Source organism: Paenisporosarcina indica (genome assembly GCF_001939075.1).
Lineage (GTDB): Bacteria > Bacillota > Bacilli > Bacillales_A > Planococcaceae > Paenisporosarcina > Paenisporosarcina indica.
This window is the reverse complement of sequence record NZ_MPTA01000001.1, coordinates 673545-689584: the sequence shown is the minus strand read 5'-3', so window position 1 is coordinate 689584 and position 16040 is coordinate 673545. Positions and strand designations below refer to the sequence as shown.

At 36.0% G+C, this 16040-nt stretch carries 14 protein-coding genes and 2 pseudogenes; 6 read left to right on the top strand and 10 right to left on the bottom strand.

Annotated features, from left to right (window positions below):
* Positions 1-33 precede the first annotated feature (33 nt).
* The 3 genes from GY23_RS03260 to GY23_RS03250 form a co-directional block, all read right to left on the bottom strand.
* Complete coding sequence (locus tag GY23_RS03260; protein WP_075617763.1) at positions 34-828, bottom strand: class I SAM-dependent methyltransferase; 795 nt, start codon at positions 826-828, stop codon at positions 34-36.
* Complete coding sequence (locus GY23_RS03255; protein WP_075617762.1) at positions 825-1262, bottom strand: BrxA/BrxB family bacilliredoxin; 438 nt, start codon at positions 1260-1262, stop codon at positions 825-827. Before GY23_RS03255 ends, GY23_RS03260 begins: the two co-directional genes overlap by 4 nt.
* Before the next feature lie 140 nt (positions 1263-1402).
* On the bottom strand, positions 1403-3250 hold the full coding sequence (locus GY23_RS03250) for a DNA ligase D (RefSeq protein WP_075617761.1): 1848 nt from the start codon (positions 3248-3250) through the stop codon (positions 1403-1405).
* A gap of 116 nt (positions 3251-3366) precedes the next feature.
* On the opposite strand from GY23_RS03250, the gene ku reads away from it, so the two are divergent.
* The gene (gene ku, locus GY23_RS03245) at positions 3367-4194 is read left to right on the top strand and encodes a non-homologous end joining protein Ku (protein ID WP_075617760.1); all 828 of its coding nucleotides are present in this window, start codon (positions 3367-3369) and stop codon (positions 4192-4194) included.
* A gap of 162 nt (positions 4195-4356) precedes the next feature.
* Here ku and GY23_RS03240 read toward each other — a convergent pair whose 3' ends face one another.
* The 3 genes from GY23_RS03240 to GY23_RS03230 are packed head-to-tail and all read right to left on the bottom strand — an operon-like array spanning position 4357 to position 8010.
* Positions 4357-5475 (bottom strand): conserved virulence factor C family protein, encoded by a 1119-nt coding sequence (locus GY23_RS03240; protein ID WP_075617759.1) that lies wholly within the window; start codon positions 5473-5475, stop codon positions 4357-4359.
* Positions 5476-5503: 28 nt separating this feature from the next.
* Complete coding sequence (locus GY23_RS03235) at positions 5504-7378, bottom strand: ABC-F family ATP-binding cassette domain-containing protein (RefSeq protein WP_075617758.1); 1875 nt, start codon at positions 7376-7378, stop codon at positions 5504-5506.
* The gene (locus GY23_RS03230; RefSeq protein ID WP_084543949.1) at positions 7375-8010 is read right to left on the bottom strand and encodes an HD domain-containing protein; all 636 of its coding nucleotides are present in this window, start codon (positions 8008-8010) and stop codon (positions 7375-7377) included. Before GY23_RS03230 ends, GY23_RS03235 begins: the two co-directional genes overlap by 4 nt.
* A gap of 206 nt (positions 8011-8216) precedes the next feature.
* Between GY23_RS03230 and GY23_RS03225 the strand changes: the two genes are divergently transcribed.
* Positions 8217-8420, top strand: coding sequence for a cold-shock protein (locus tag GY23_RS03225; protein WP_075617757.1), 204 nt, complete (start codon positions 8217-8219; stop codon positions 8418-8420).
* A 49-nt stretch (positions 8421-8469) separates the two neighbouring features.
* Here the strand turns inward: GY23_RS03225 and GY23_RS03220 are convergent, their stop codons facing one another.
* Positions 8470-8658 carry a zinc-finger domain-containing protein gene (locus GY23_RS03220; RefSeq protein ID WP_075617756.1) on the bottom strand — a complete coding sequence of 63 codons (189 nt, stop codon included), beginning with the start codon at positions 8656-8658 and terminating at the stop codon, positions 8470-8472.
* A 147-nt stretch (positions 8659-8805) separates the two neighbouring features.
* Here GY23_RS03220 and GY23_RS03215 point away from each other — a divergent pair.
* Both GY23_RS03215 and GY23_RS03210 read left to right on the top strand, forming a co-directional pair.
* Positions 8806-9485: pseudogene (locus tag GY23_RS03215) on the top strand (queuosine precursor transporter).
* A gap of 12 nt (positions 9486-9497) precedes the next feature.
* Positions 9498-9893 carry a reverse transcriptase-like protein gene (locus GY23_RS03210; RefSeq protein WP_075617755.1) on the top strand — a complete coding sequence of 132 codons (396 nt, stop codon included), beginning with the start codon at positions 9498-9500 and terminating at the stop codon, positions 9891-9893.
* Positions 9894-10246: 353 nt separating this feature from the next.
* On the opposite strand, the gene GY23_RS03205 is transcribed toward GY23_RS03210, so the two are convergent.
* Entirely contained in the window at positions 10247-11074 is an 828-nt protein-coding gene (locus GY23_RS03205; RefSeq protein ID WP_075617754.1) for an NAD(P)-dependent oxidoreductase, read from the bottom strand.
* Between the two features lie 131 nt (positions 11075-11205).
* Positions 11206-12525, bottom strand: a complete 1320-nt coding sequence (locus tag GY23_RS03200) for a GntP family permease (protein WP_075617753.1) — start codon at positions 12523-12525, stop codon at positions 11206-11208.
* A gap of 1156 nt (positions 12526-13681) precedes the next feature.
* On the opposite strand from GY23_RS03200, the pseudogene GY23_RS18660 reads away from it, so the two are divergent.
* A pseudogene (locus GY23_RS18660) lies at positions 13682-14561 on the top strand (LysR family transcriptional regulator).
* A 596-nt stretch (positions 14562-15157) separates the two neighbouring features.
* Positions 15158-15568: a DUF1761 domain-containing protein gene (locus tag GY23_RS03190; RefSeq protein ID WP_075617752.1), complete on the top strand. Its 411-nt coding sequence runs from the start codon at positions 15158-15160 to the stop codon at positions 15566-15568.
* A 116-nt stretch (positions 15569-15684) separates the two neighbouring features.
* Here GY23_RS03190 and GY23_RS03185 read toward each other — a convergent pair whose 3' ends face one another.
* Entirely contained in the window at positions 15685-15885 is a 201-nt protein-coding gene (locus GY23_RS03185) for a cold-shock protein (RefSeq protein ID WP_016427350.1), read from the bottom strand.
* Positions 15886-16040 lie beyond the last annotated feature (155 nt).

The window sequence follows — 16040 nt, the reverse complement described above, 5'->3', positions numbered from 1 at the left end:
TTTAAACTTCACAGATTGATAAAAAGCTGTCCCCTAATTCGTGGGACAGCTTTTTTCTATATATCCATAATGAAATTTGGTATTGGGTCGAATGATTTGTTTGAAGTTAAATTCATTGAACCAAGGTGACTGATAATTAGCCTTCAACACTACTCGTTTTTTTGCTACACGCAATGCTTCTTTCACCCACTCAGATGTCAAGGCATCTTGAACGCCAACAGAGCGTAGAGGACTGATATTTGCAGATTCATCGATTGTGGTCTCGAACATTGGGTCCAAATATACCACATCTACGGAATGGGAATCTAACTGTTGCAAATAGGAAATCGCATCGGAGGATACAATATGTATTCGATCCATTAGTTTTTGAAATTCCACATAATTCGTTCGCCCGTTGTGAAATGCTTCCTGCATAATAAACGCTAACACTGGATTTGCTTCACATCCAACAACTTTACCAGTTTCCCCAACAGCTAACGCAGCTAATAAACTGTCTGAGGCATACCCTAACGTACAATCTACAAAGGTATCACCTTTAGTTAATTGGCAAACCTCCAAAAAAGGATCCCGTTCTCCTCTCTCCACCCGCTTTACACGAAACATCGCAGAACTCGGATGAAAGAAGAAAGGTTCAGTTGAATTCAGACCATAATACTCCCATTGACTTTTCGCTGCAACCAATACATCACATTGGTACTGTTGTTGCAATTGTATAACGGTCCTTTTTTGACGATCAACGAACGGCAAATGTAAGTAACCTCCCGCATTTTTTGCTAGTTGGGTCGTGTAACCATTTGGTCGACCTGCTGTCGTAACAATTGTTTTCACGAAGCCGTTACTTGATTAAGTACTTCAACTAAATGATTTTTTATTTGCTCCATTGGATAGCCTTCAATTTGTTCGCGTGGGATGAAATATGACAGTTGTCCATCTTTTAGTATGGCGATTGATGGTGAACTTGCTGGTACTTCTTCAAAAAAAGCCCGCATTTGATATGTTGCTTCCTGATCTTGACCGGCAAATACAGTCACTAGATGATCTGGTTTTTGATTTACTTCCAGTAGGGCTTCAGCAACTGCTGGTCGTGCTAATCCCGCTGCACATCCGCACACAGAGTTAATAACGACTAACGAAGTTCCTTGTGATTTTTCCATATGTTCATTCACCATATCGGCTGTCGTTAGCTCTTTAAATCCTACGTTCACTAATTCACTTCTCATTGGTTTTACGATTTCTTTCATATATTCATCATATGCATTCATGTTTTTCCCCACTTTCATTTCCTTTTGTATTTGCTACTAGTACAAGATATTTCATTATCTATCATAACTTGATTAACGATTCTTTTCACGTAATCGCGTTTTTTATGTGAATTAATTGCATTGAATATTATCAATCATCTTTAAATAGTTTGTTTTTCAATTAATTCTTTTAGTTGTGTTAGTACGTCAGCAAATTTTTGTTCCTCAACCCCTTGACGAAAATCACGAAATGGATTGGCTTGTGTTTTTAATCGATCAAGAACAGATGGAATGGTAAATAACTCTGGTTTCAGTGAACCACATACTTCATCCCAGTTAAGAGGTGTGGCTATTAAACCTTTTTCGTTCCCTCTCGGTGAATAAGGGGCAACAATCGTTTTCCCTTCACTATGTTGGACATAGTCCAAATATAATTTTTTTTGACGGTTCTTTTTCAGTCGTTCGGATGTAAACCATTGTGGATCTTGTTCAATTAAAAAGTTACAAACAAACTCTGTAAAAACCCGTGTGTCTTCATAAGAAAATGTGTTGATTGGTAATGGAATATATACTTGCATCCCTTTCCCACCTGAGGTTTTCACAAAAGATTGTAGTCCAAACTGGTCTAAAACGGCTTTCATTCGTAATGCTGCTTCAATCGCTAAAGAAAATTCATTTACGGAAGGAGGATCAAGGTCAAAAACAATTTCACTTGGTTTGTTTGAATGAATCGTTTGAAATGGAATATGGAACTCTAGCGCTAATTGATTCCCTAACCAAAGTAATGATTCGATATCATTGCACACAATATAACGAATATCTTCAACTTGTTTGATAGTTATAAAACCCGGAATAGTATCAGGGCTATTTTTTTGATAAAAACTTTCTCCGGATGACCCGTGTGGAAAGCGAATAACAGTTAATAGACGGTCACTTAAAAACGGCAGAAAATATGGTGCCACTACCTGCAAGTAATGCAAGTAGTCGTCTTTTTGGATATTACTTGCGAGCCAAATCGGCTTTTTTGGATGTGTAAGCTGTATGCTTGGTGGAAGTGGAGAGAGTTGTCTTTGCATTTGCTGCCAATTACAATCACTAATATCCTTCTCAAAATCAAATGCATGGAATCTTGGCTCTCTTAGATGTTTTCCTTCGAAACTAATACAGTCGATCTCTACACAAATTGATGGTTCCAGTTCCCATATTTCCTTACCTATTTTTGTGCCGTTCGATTGAAACAATATACTTAATGTTTTTAACTCTTCTTCCTTTAAACCGTGCCGAAAGGTAACTATTTCAATTAGGTCATCCTTTTTATAAACAGCTCCATGGAAAAAACCATTGCTTTTATCATATTTTGTTAGAATGACACTAACAGTTCTCCAATTTTTAATTTTTATCCAGTCCACTGTTCTCTTATCACCAATCCAATAGCTTGTTTTTTGTTTAGCAATGATTCCTTCACCATTGCTTACATTAATTTTATTCCACAATACTTCACTATCGTCGAACACATCAATCGCCTGAATCCGATTACAGTCTTCATAACTAATTGTTGTGGGAAGATAAAGCTTCTTAAAAAGGTTATTAAGCTTTTGTTTACGTTTCGTAAGTGTAAGATCTGTAAGTTTTTTTCCTTTATATTTCAGAAAATCAAATACTACATAATGACATGGGAACTGTTGTACATGTTTCAAGATGATATCTTGTTTCTTCATTCGTCCTCTTAATTGTACGTTTGAAAAGTTACTTTGATAATTATTTGTTAGACTGACCAATTCGCCATCTAATGTTAAAGGTAAGAACGAAGTAATTCGCTCTTGAATTTCATTACAGTAGCTAATAATCTCTGGAAACATTTGATTTAAAATCTTTCCATTTCTGCTTTTTAGAATGAGCTCGTCCCTCTCCCATTCTAATATGCATCGAAAGCCATCATATTTTGTTTCGTATAGCCATTCATTCCCTATAGGAATATCGGTTGCAGCCGTTAATAGCATCGGTTTCAATTTTGAACCTACTTTCGGTTGATTTGTTCTAGTTTTTGACCATTTCCCTTACTTGATACATAAAAATGCGTAAAATACTGCATAGTAAAAGAAAATGAAAAAGTTGGTGAACACTATTGCATACAGTTTGGAAAGGCAGTATTAGCTTTGGACTAGTAAATATTCCTGTTAAACTTCATTCCGCAACAGAAAATAAAGATATTAAATTAAGACAACTCCATAAGGAATGCCATACACCTATTAGTTATCAAAAGGTTTGCGAAGGATGTAAAAAAGAAGTGAAAAATGAAGATATCGTAAAAGCATATGAGTACTCAAAAAACAAGTTCGTGGTATTAGATGAAGGTGAACTTGAGAAGTTAAAAAAAGAAAATGAAGATAAAGCCGTGGAAATTATCGATTTTGTGAAACTGGAAGAAATAGACCCAATCTATTTTGAACGTAGTTATTTCATGGCTCCTGATAGTGGTGGAGGAAAAGCATACTCCCTACTTAGAAAAGCACTGCTGGAGTCCGGCAAGATAGGAATTGCAAAAATTATGATACGTTCCAAAGAACAACTAGCGGTAGTGAGAGTCTACAAAGAGACGTTAATCATGGAAACCATTCATTTTCCCGATGAAGTCCGAGATTCTTCAGAAGTCCCTAACATTCCAAGTGAATCTGAAGTAGTACAAAAAGAACTTGATACGGCTCTCATGTTAGTAGATCAATTAACAACTGCATTTGAACCCGATAAATATACAGATGATTATCGTACTGCTTTAATGGAATTAATTGAAGAGAAGAAAGCAGGTAACAATACCGTCTCTGCGAGTGAGAAACAAGCTACTGTACCGTCAAATGTTACCGATTTGATGTCAGCTCTCCAAGCATCTCTCGATAAAACTAAAAAGAAAAAACCCGTACCAAGAAAAAGGACTGCAAAGGCAAAGACCTCTTAATAGCTCTATGGTTTTACCCCAATCATGATCGAACCATTTGATTGGGGTTATTCTTGTTCTAAAATTCCCCGCAAAAAAAAGCACCTTCTCAGATGCTAATTTTGCAAAAAATATTGAAATCATTGTGAGCGATTCGATTATCGAATGCATATACACGCCAACTTATTGATTTCTAGATTCCGTCATTTGTTTCCATACGGAGCCTTTTGCTTCTTCTCCATGCTCGATTCGAGCGATTGCCATATTCACTTGTAATTTCACTTCGAATTCAGTATCTTCTTTTGCTTGATGAAGTGCATTAAGGGATTGTTGTGTGCCAGTTTCATACAAAAACATGGCCGCTCTCCATCGAACTAACTTATTTTTGTCGGTCAGGGCTTGTATCATTGCTGATTCAAATTGTTGGAAACCTAAATCACTCATACAATCACCTGCAGTACGTCTTACAGACGGACTTTTGTCTTGTAGAGCCATTTCCATAAACGGAATTACCGCATCGTCGTTAATCATTCCAAGATAAACGGTAGCTAAACGACGAATCGACATTTGTTCATCTTGCAAGGCTTTTTTTAGAAGTGGCAAATCGTGGATTGAAGGATCAGTCATTTGATCAAGCAATTGGAAACGTTCTTGCCAAGTTTCTGCTTGGAATTCCTCCAATGTTACTTGACGACCGTGTACGATCGATCCAATTTTTGGACTCTTCGCTGTTTCAATCAATTGCTGTAAACGAGTCTCTGGATAAGTTGCTTCGACTTCTTCTCTTATTTGCTCAGCAATTTCTTTTTTATCGCCATACCGAACACCAAAATCTACCCATTTTCGTTGTAGAATGTAGTTTTCATCATGTTCTTTCATACTTACATTCATGGCATCGACAAATCTTGATGAAAGACCAACCCGCTCTTCGGAAGTTTGATCGAACACTTTGACTTGAAGTGGGATACCTTTGATTTGCTGAACATGAACATAGACTTCCCCAAAATGTTCGTGTAATCTTTTTTCATTATTTAAATCGGAATGATTTTCACCGAACGCTTTTCGCACGTCCCCTAATATCTCTTCCCAGTCGTTTTTCGCAAAACGTTCGATGGCAAGAAAATCCGCAACATGATAAATCCCTTTTACACCATCGATATTTAATATCGAGAGTATTTCTTCTGGTGCGTTCTGTTGTTCATTCTTTTTGTAGTTAAAGCTTTTTCCAAAGGGAAGTTCTTGATCCACAATTATTTTCATTGTATTTGGACTTGGTGTTGGTTCAACTGTGATTATTTTCACGCTAATCCCCCCTATTTTTAGTGTATCATTAGCCAATTATTTCTTGAAGATACGACCATCTTTCAATTAGCATATTGTATTGTTCATTTAATGCTTCTAAATGTTGGGTGGCTTTTTGAAGTTTTTCAAAATCCGCTCCTGCTAGTTCTACTTCTTTTTCAGCACTTATGATTGATTTTTCCACTTTAGCTATATCATCTTCGATTGTTTCCCATTCTTTTTGTTCTTTAAATGTCAGTTTTTTCTTTTGTTCTTTTTGCTTTATTGGCTCAGGCTCAACAATGACAACATCCTCCACCTCAACTTCAGGTGTTTGTTCAAGAAAATCAGAATAAATTTCTTGTACTTCACGTGTATTTCCTTTGCCGTCTAATACCCATAATTTTTTCGCAATTCGATCCAAGAAGAAACGATCATGGGAAATAGTGATCACGACGCCAGGGAATTGTTCAATGAAATCTTCTAATACCGACAACGTTTGAATATCTAAATCGTTAGTCGGCTCATCTAATAGTAAAACATTTGGCTGTTCCATTAATAGTTTCAATAAATGAAGTCTTTTACGTTCTCCACCAGACAATTTACCAATCGGTGTTCCATGGACTTTTAGTGGAAATAAGAATCGCTCTAACATTTGAGCTGCTGAATGCCTAACACCATCTGATCCTTCAATATCATTTGAAGACTCACGAACATATTCAATCATTCGGGTATTCGGATTCATTGGAGGGATTGTTTGTTCAAAGTGCGCAATTTTAACAGTCTGACCTACCTGAAGTTCGCCGCTATCCGGCTGGATTTTCTCAGCTAGCATGTTGATCAGTGTACTTTTCCCTGCTCCATTCGGTCCGACAATACCAATTCGATCGCCAGGTTGTAGAAGGAATGAAAAATTTTGAATGATTTTTTTATCTGTATATGCTTTTGACAGTTCAATTCCTTCAAGCACTTTTTTACCTAGGCGCGTAGTTGCTAACTTCATATCTAACGATGTATTATCGTTATTCCGTTCCATTTGTTCATCCAATTGATCAAAACGCTGGATTCGAGCTTTTTGTTTAGTTGTTCGTGCTTTAGCACCCCGTCGGATCCATTTCAATTCAGAACGGAATCGATTTTGCAGTTTTAACTGGGAAGAGGCAGCCATTTCTTCACGAATTGCTTTCGCTTCTAAATAGTCACCGTAATTTCCTCTATGTGTGTACATTGTTTGATCCGCGATTTCATAGATATGTGTAGATACTCCATCTAAAAAGTATCGGTCATGCGTAACGAATATTATAGCACTTGATAATTTGGCAAGACTTTCTTGTAACCATTCTGACGATTGGACATCAAGATGGTTGGTCGGTTCATCTAGCAAAATCAGGTCTGCTGGCTCTACCAGAACTTTCGCTAGAGCAACACGTTTAAGTTGACCGCCAGAAAGTTCGTTTACTTGGCGATCGAACATATCAATTCCAAGTTTGTTTAATGCTGTTTTCGCCATAGCATTAATATCCCAAGCATTATATTCATCCATTTTTTGTTGAATATCCATATATAAATTTTGATATTCGACTGAAGAAGAATCCTCATTTAATTTTTCAAGTGCCTCTTCATATTTCCTATTAATCTGTAAGACAGGCGAATCTCCACTGAACACTGCTTGTAAAACGGTCAAACCTTTGTCAAACTTAGGATCTTGTTCTAAAAATGCAATGCGGTATTGATTCGGATGATCCATAGATAGTTGATCTGCTTCAATTCGATTTGCAAGAATAGATAGAAAAGTTGATTTCCCAGTTCCATTTACGCCAATTAATCCAGCACGCTCGCCAGCGTAAATTGTAAAATCAATATTCTCAAACAATGTTTTTTCTCCCACTGTTTTTGTTAGGTTGGATACGATTAAATGACTCATAATTCTTCACTCGTTTCTATTTTTAGCTGTTCCATAAAGCTCAGCATAAATTCATGTCGTTGTAAGGCTAATTTCTTTCCTGTATCAGTAACCATTAAATCTTTTAGAAGAAGTAATTTTTCATAAAAATGTGTAACTGACGCTGTTTTTTTGGTTCGGTAATCTTCTTCAGACATATCACGTCTCGCTAGTTCAGACCAATCGTAGAGTTTTCTTCCTTTTGCTCCGCCATATGCAAAGGTACGAGCAATTCCAATTGCACCAATTGCATCTAGTCGATCAGCATCCCGTACAATTTTCGCTTCTATTGTTGCGGCTACCTTTTCATTTCCACCACTAAAAGATACTGCTTCGATAATCGCAACAATCCAATCTCGATCAGCTGAAGACAAGTCCAGTTGACTAAGTATTGCAATTTCTTTTATCTTACCTTCTGAACCGTTATACTTCACATCACTCACGTCGTGAAGAAGAACAGCAAGTTCAATGATATCGTGTCGTACATCACCTTCTTGCGAACTAATGATTTGTGCATTCTTTCTTACACGTTCAATATGTTGAAAATCATGACTTGCATCAAATTGATTATATATATCTTTTACTAAATGCTCACAATGCTCAATGACGTTCAAAATGTTCTTCCTTCCTAGTCGCACAGATTAAGACTAACTTATTGTATCATTGCATAAACGACTGCCTGTTCGCAACAAACCAGTCTATATTAAATTGACTAGTTTCGACATTTCATGTATAGTATATCCATCTATTGACTGAATATTTTGCGCTTTCGGAACCAAGAAACTGACATTTCACTCAAATTTTGTGAGGAGGAACCATAATGCACCAAGGCAAAGTAAAATGGTTCAACAATGAAAAAGGATACGGTTTTATCGAATACAATGATGGTGAAGATGTGTTCGTCCATTTTACGGGTATCCAAGGAGACGGATTCCGAACATTAGATGAAGGTCAAGAAGTGTCTTTCGAAATAATAGAAGGCAATAGAGGTCCTCAAGCTGCAAGTGTTGAACTAATGGCATAATTAGATTACCCACCAATATACTTTGGTGGGTTTTGTATGTTCTATATAATTAATTTTTCACTTTATTTAGTTCAATACCCAAAAATCTCAACTGTTCTCCTACGGTACAATGATCAATGCAAAAACGATGTGCCACCGCTTTTCCTCCATTTGTCTTGAGCTCTCTTTTAATGAAGCAACCGTCGCAATAGGTTTCAAGCATTTCATCAATTTCCCTAATTACAATAAGCTTATTCAATTACTTCATCCTTTCATTATAGCCATTCATTAAGTTTACCTCGGTATTGCATTTGCTTGCAACTCACTTTATAATAATTAGGTTGAAAATCATCCGATTGTTATAAGTAATCAGTAAACTCCGTAGAAATAAAATTGGAGGATTCGTATGTTTAATGAAGTATTAGGATTAGGTTTCGCTGTTTTAAATATGATATTCGTATTAATCATGTATAAATTTTTCGGTAGATCAGGATTATTTGTTTGGGTAGGATTCGCAACTGTTCCGCCAATATTCAAGTAACCAAGCTCATTGAAATTCTTGGGTTAACTGCAACTTTGGGTAATGCTATATATGGCAGTATTTTCTTGGTTACCGATAATGAAAAGTATGGGCAGAAAGAAGCGAAAAAAGCTGTATGGTTAGGTTTTATGTCCCTACTTATGATGACGCTCATTATGCAAGTTGTTCTCCAGTTTCAACCATCGCCTGATGACTTTACCCAAAGCTCATTAGAAACTATTTTCGGGTTAATTCCTCGAATCGCACTAGGAAGTATAATTGCATATATCATTAGTCAATATACCGATGTAATTATTTTTAGTTTCTTACGCAAACTATTTCCTTCTGATGGTGCATTTTGGATTCGTAACAACGGTTCGACCATGCTAAGTCAATTATTAGATACACTTATTTTTACTTCAATTGCTTTTTTAGGTGAATTATCAACTGACATTTGGCTCAGTATATTCATTTCAACTTATATTTTGAAATTCCTTGTTGTATCAATTATCGGCACACCATTTGGTTATATGGCAAAACGCATTACACCACTTGACGAAAAGTGAGGAGTTGGACAAATGCTTGAAGTTTACATTGATGGAGCAAGTGCTGGAAATCCCGGTCCTAGCGGAATCGGCATTTTTATAAAAGGAGAAGGTCATCATCTTCAAATTTCCGAGTATGTCGGAATATATGATAATCACACAACGGAGTTTTTAGCCCTAATCCGTGGACTTGAGGAAGCTCAAAAGCTATCAAACGGGATTGTTTCAGTCAGATCTGATTCTCAAATAGTCGTGGCAGCAGTTGAAAAAAAGTATGCAAAGAATATTGTTTATAAAGAGTTGTTGGACAAAGCATTTGAGATTGCTGACTCTTTTGAGTTCTTCTTCATTAAATGGATTCCCGATAGTAAGAATCTTGCTGCAGATCAATTAGCACGGAGAGCACTCCAACAAAATAAACTCGAATGAGCCTATGTATGACATGGACGAACTTAAATTAGTAAGACAATATAAAACACCTTCGAAAAGGTACACTTGTAATAAGTACCTACATCGGAGGTGTTTTTGCATGGGTAAAAACGTGTTAACATGAAATGAAACGGGCAGTTATGAGAGAGAAAATGAGTGGGAAATTACATGTGAAGAATTTTCAAGCCGCAGAGGAAAATACAAGAAATGTAAGTACATCCAGCGCTCACTTTCCGAACCAACTAAGAGTGAAATATGATTTACTCTCCTCTTACAAACAATAAAAAATGGCAACGCGAGCATCTTCCCATGCTCATGTTGCCATTTACCAATTAAGTGGTAAATAAATTCGATTATTTTTTCTCTTTTCCCATAGAGTTAAATAATTGTGTAGATGATAAGGCATTAAATGGCATAGAAATATTATGTTTAATACCTTCGTTATAAGTCGCGATTAAGTCTTTTAGTAAAACCGCTAAAGCAGTATCTGCTGTCCAATCAGAAATATCGCTCCAATTTCTAACTACCCAACTATCTCCTGTACTTACTTGTAATAAGTTTAAGATCTCTTCTTGAGGTAAGTTATAGTGATTTCCTAATTTAAGTCCTTCAGCTAAAGCATTCATGTTAATACCTAAAATCATATTATTAACTAATTTTGCTACTTGGCTGTTCCCTGGTTCTTCGCCGTAGTAGAATGTATTGGATCCAATTGCGTCAAAGTATGGTTGGAAAGATTTCACGATGTCTTCTAAACCTGATGTCATAATCGATAATGTGCCAGCTTGCGCACCTGAAGCACCACCGCTCACCGCTGCGCTAATTAATCTCAAATCACTATCTTCTTCGACTTTTTTGCCTAATTCATTCATAGTATCAGGGTCAAGTGTACTCATAACAATAATTGTTTTATCTTTTGGTTGTACAGATAATAGACCGCCCTCACCAAAAATAAGGTCAACATTTTGGGCATAGTCACGAACCATGGAAATAATTGCTTCGTCAGCTTGTTCCGCCACTTCTTTTAAAGTTTCTACCATTGTTATGCCTGCAGCTTCTGCCTTCTCATAAACGCCTTTGTAAGCATCATAACCGATTACCTCAAAACCAGCTTTCTTTAAATTAACTGCCATCGGGAAGCCCATCGTTCCTAATCCTACAAATCCAATTTTTTTACTCATGTTTATTTCCTCCTATTGTACTATATATTTTTTATCATCGATATCATAATAAGTGTTTGTATAAAGTTTTGAATGTTACGTTATAGTTGAATAATTCATAACAAGTATGAAAACTTGCTATAGGTACATGGTTAAGCTAAACCTAAGAGGGTCATGACAACGATAACGGCCATTGCTACCCAGCTGGTAACACTTATACTGATAAATCCATTTTTGAAAGTGTCTTTCATTGTTAATCCCGTTAAATTGTTAAATATAATCAAGAATCCAGAGTAAGGAACAATTGCTAGAGCTCCAGATGCTATTGCGATTGAACGGTGAATCGTTTCCGGATCTAATCCCATTTCCAAATATATAGGGGCAAAATTCGTAACAGCTATGCCAATTGCTCCAACTGCAGAAGCAGTAATGCCGCCTATAAGACCTGTACCAATCATTAATGAGAGTACGGGTGGCCCAGGAATTGATTGAATCAATTGGAATACACCCTTAAACGCAGGAACATTTGTTGCAATGCTACCAAATGCAATTGTACTACCAGTTGTAAACGTTGATGCTAATGATTCGTTAGCCCCTTGATTTAATACCTCTTTTTGCTGAGCAATTTGTTTACGGAATAAGATCGCACTCAATACAACAGCAACAATTAAAGCGACAATAATTATGTTACCCACAGAACTAAATAGTAGGATTATGCCTAATAACACAATGATCGGCAGTAAACTGATAATGAATGATGGGCGCTTGCGTTCAACTGTCGCATCATTACTTTCAACCTTCTCATCCACTTTAAATGTCTCGTTATTACGCAAGCTTTTGGACAACGAGAATTTCATAAATACGAGTATGAAGACAATTGCTGCGATAGAAGTGACGATTCCGATAAGTGGCGCAGCAGTTAATGTGGTTCCCAAAGCCGTTGAAGGCACAATATTGTGTAAGGAAGGTGCACCAGGCAACATCGTCATCGTGAACGTTGAAGTCCCACCAAACACAGGAATGACAACTAACTTCCACGAAATATTAAGTTCTTTGAAGATCGGTTTAGCCATTGGAATTAATGCAAATATGATGACGAATACATTAATACCACCGTAAGTTAGGATGGCAGAAATAATAAATAATGCCACTAATGCGTTGTACGGGTTCTTAGTTCCTACCACCGACAATACTTTATTTGCAATTGAAATCGTTGCCCCACTTTTATCCATGTATTTCGCTAATATGGAACCTAATAAGAATATAGCGAAATTTGATGCAATAAACCCAGCAAGGGCAGTCATATAAGAATTTTCTTTGCCAAATACAGTTTCTAGTATAGGTACATCGTTAAACAGCAACACGACAATCGTCGCTATGGGTGCAGCAATTATGATACTGAATTTTTTTGTAATTAAGATAATTATTATTAATATTCCTAACAATATCCCAAATACACCTAATATATCCATTTTTATTACACCTCGTTATTCTCTAGTTGATAAGGATATAAAGTAGGCAACTATTTTCCTTAATTATTCATACTTTTTCTAAAATCTATCTCAAAACCTATTGTGGTGCTATTTATTTTCTAATTTGGATGCATCCTTTGGTTGTTCAAAATGAATCGCAATCCGCAATAGTTATAGCAACCAAATTAAACCATTTGTGGGTTTGAAATAGACTTTGATTGTTTTGAAAAAAGTTGAACCGTTTTTAAAGTATCAAAACCTAAATCCTAGAAATTCATAAAAAATAAAGGATGATACATATTAGTCATGTATTAATGTTCACCTCTTTTCCCTAAGTTTAGTAATACCATGTATGCGTTTTCCTTAAAATATTAAAGCAAATAATATCTACGTGTACTTGACAGGAACAACTATAACGCAGCTTTCATAAGTCGTAAAGTATATATAATTCATGATATGTATTCCTTTTTTTCATAATTAAAAAGGTGATTTAGCTGAAATATACTGGATAAATTCACGAACTGCAGGTGAAGCGTAATTGTTTTTTTGAATATATTTGGATATGAGGCATTAATGTAGATTAGAGGAAGTTGCAAAGCCCTCATGTAATTAGTTCTCGGTATCAAGATCATAGGGTTTACAGAAGTTAAATTCGGAGAAAAAAATGGCCAGACCTACAGACGAAAGTAGAAACTTTTAAGCGTAAGAACTGGTGGTAACTAGTGTCGCTTTGTAATAAAGATTGATCAAAATATCCCACAAGCTAGCATTTTAAGAGAAAACGACAATTACACTGTCTGTTTGAGTTGCTGTGCGAACTTTTGATATAACAGCATAATCATGAATTTTCTGCTACGCATTTAATGGAATCACAACAGATAATACTTGTTGTTGTCATTTTTATAAATGCTTAGGTTAAGATTATAAGCATATATCCGGAAACATGACTTTTGTATATTTATCGCCATAGGTAATCCATTTCACCTAAGCCTTCAAAACCGATTTTATGTTGCCCCCGTAATTACAGACTCTTTGTTTTCACCACTCCTAATTTAGTTTTTTATTCCCATTGAGTATACATCTCAAATTAGTGTGGATAAAATGAATGGTAGGAATACAAATTATACATATATTTCACAGATTGGAGATTACATTCATGGACATACGTCACCTTACTTACTTTATAGAAGTAGCCAAATACAAAAGTTTTACCAAAGCTTCAAAATCACTCAGCTTATCACAGTCTACAATAAGTAAAGTAGTCAAAAGTTTGGAAGAAGAATTAAATGTAGAACTGATTGACCGTTCCGCAAAGAAAATTAAATTAACGGACGCAGGCGAAATCGTTTTGGCGGAAGGGGAAATAATTATGGAATCGCTAAATGATTTATCGATCCACCTATATGATTTAATGAACTTAAAAAAAGGAAAATAAAAATAGGCATACCGCCAATAATTGGTTTCTTATTTTTCCCAAAAATCATTAAAGGATTCAATAATCTGTACCCCGATATCAAAATAAAAATCTCTGAAGATGATTCAAAAAAGGTTACACAGGAAGTCAAAGACGGAATATTAGATCTTGGTGTGGTTATTCTACCGGTGGATGACAAGGAGTTTAATGTTGTTCCCTTTGTTTATGAAGAACTGTCGCTCTTCGTTCATCATTCCCATCCATTAGCGCAGATGGAAAAAATTGAAATGAAAGAGTTACAAAATGAAACCTTCATTCTATTTAAGCAAGAATATATTTATGAACTCGTTATTCAAGAATGCCTACGAGCTGGTTTTCGTCCGGAAATTGCTTACAAAGTTTCTGAGTGGGGATTTATTAGTGGAATGATTGGCGAAAATTTAGGAATTGGTATTTTCCCAAAACCCATGGCAAAAAAAGTCGATCAGGATTTAATCAAGGCGATTCCCATTGATAATCCAAGCTTTCCTTGGAACTTAGGATTGATATCAAAAAAAAGAAACACGCTTCACCTGCAGTTCGTGAATTTATTCAGTATATTTCAGCTGAGTTACCCTTATAACAATGAAAAAAACGAATGTGTCTTATGACTTATATGTACTTCACGAATAACTATAACTGTATTATAATTATCAATAATGAGAGAGTAACATAACCCCTGAACCTACTCTTAAATTCTCCGTTACCGATGCTACTCGACCGATTATTATCAGGTTGGGGGAACTAGCCATCCCTTGCCATGGTTTTAGACACACTCACGCTACCATATTATTAATAGAGGGCTATACGTGAAAGTGATTGCAGAAAAACTTGGGAATACGGTTGAAATGATTTACACTTTCCATGGTCATGTACTGAAAGAATTAGAAGAAAAAGCAGAGGTTTATTTGCTGAAATTTTAGCAAGTTTGGCTAATTTTGGGGCTAGTTCTTCGTGAATACCTTCTAATCCCTTATCCTGCACTGAATTTAGGAAAATGATTTAGGTAGTTGCTATATTTGCTAAAGTCTTCGTAAGGGTTAGGATAACCTATTTCGAATAATTCTTTTGGAGTCATCTTTACTAACTCTTCCAGAGAATACCACGCAGTATGTTGTGATGCTCCATTCTAATGATAATATAAAATTGTAAGAATACTTAAAATGAGGAGATGTAATTATGCACTTATTCGATATTCATATTTTAGGTATTATCCTGGCAGTCATTGCTAACACCTTGATTGGTGCAATGTGGTATTCCCCGTTACTGTTCGCAAATATTTGGATGAAAAGTCTAGAGAAAACGAGAGAAGAATTAAACACGGGTTCAGCAAATACTGGTTATGCACTAACGATGATTGCGGCAGTTGTTTCAGCACTTGTTTTGTCCTATTTTATTTCATTGCTTGATTCAATATCGATTGGAAATGGAGCCTTAATTGGGTTTTTAGCAGGGTTTGGTATTGCTGCAGCACGCGAACTCTCACCAACGTTTTTTGAAGCACGTAAAATGACACTATTTGTAATCAGTGCTGGATATCATATTGTTGCCTTAACCGTAATGGGCATGATCCTTGCAGCGTTTGCTTAATAATTACGAAAATCACAAAAAAGGGTGATCCACAAAAGATAAATGTGGTCACTCTTTTTTGTGCACAGAAAAACAGACTCTCATAATGAGAGCCTGTTTTGAAAGTTTGCTTTTAATTAAGCTTTGTTTACGTTAGTAGCTTGAAGACCACGTTGGCCTTGTTCGATTTCAAATGTTACTTCTTGACCTTCGTCAAGAGATTTGAAACCTTCGCTTTGGATAGCGCTGAAATGTACGAATACATCGTCTCCGCCGTCGCGTTCAATAAATCCAAAACCTTTTTCTGAGTTAAACCATTTTACTTTACCTTGTTCCATGTGTGTATATCCTCCTCGTGTACTAAGTACACATTGTGTTACTATCCTTGCTCAAATCGTGGAGATAAATCTCTTACAAGTCTTACTCATATCCGAACAAAAATAATCCTTCATAAATGTAACACGGATTTCATCCAAATGCAAATGAAATATTT

Coding starts and splice junctions, on each gene's coding strand:
- GY23_RS03185 (WP_016427350.1), bottom strand. CDS start 15,885: ATGGAACAAGGTAAAGTAAAATGGTTTAACTCAGAAAAAGGTTTTGGA.
- GY23_RS03235 (WP_075617758.1), bottom strand. CDS start 7,378: ATGAGTCATTTAATCGTATCCAACCTAACAAAAACAGTGGGAGAAAAA.
- GY23_RS03255 (WP_075617762.1), bottom strand. CDS start 1,262: ATGAATGCATATGATGAATATATGAAAGAAATCGTAAAACCAATGAGA.
- GY23_RS03205 (WP_075617754.1), bottom strand. CDS start 11,074: ATGAGTAAAAAAATTGGATTTGTAGGATTAGGAACGATGGGCTTCCCG.
- GY23_RS03200 (WP_075617753.1), bottom strand. CDS start 12,525: ATGGATATATTAGGTGTATTTGGGATATTGTTAGGAATATTAATAATA.
- GY23_RS03190 (WP_075617752.1), top strand. CDS start 15,158: ATGCACTTATTCGATATTCATATTTTAGGTATTATCCTGGCAGTCATT.
- GY23_RS03210 (WP_075617755.1), top strand. CDS start 9,498: ATGCTTGAAGTTTACATTGATGGAGCAAGTGCTGGAAATCCCGGTCCT.
- GY23_RS03225 (WP_075617757.1), top strand. CDS start 8,217: ATGCACCAAGGCAAAGTAAAATGGTTCAACAATGAAAAAGGATACGGT.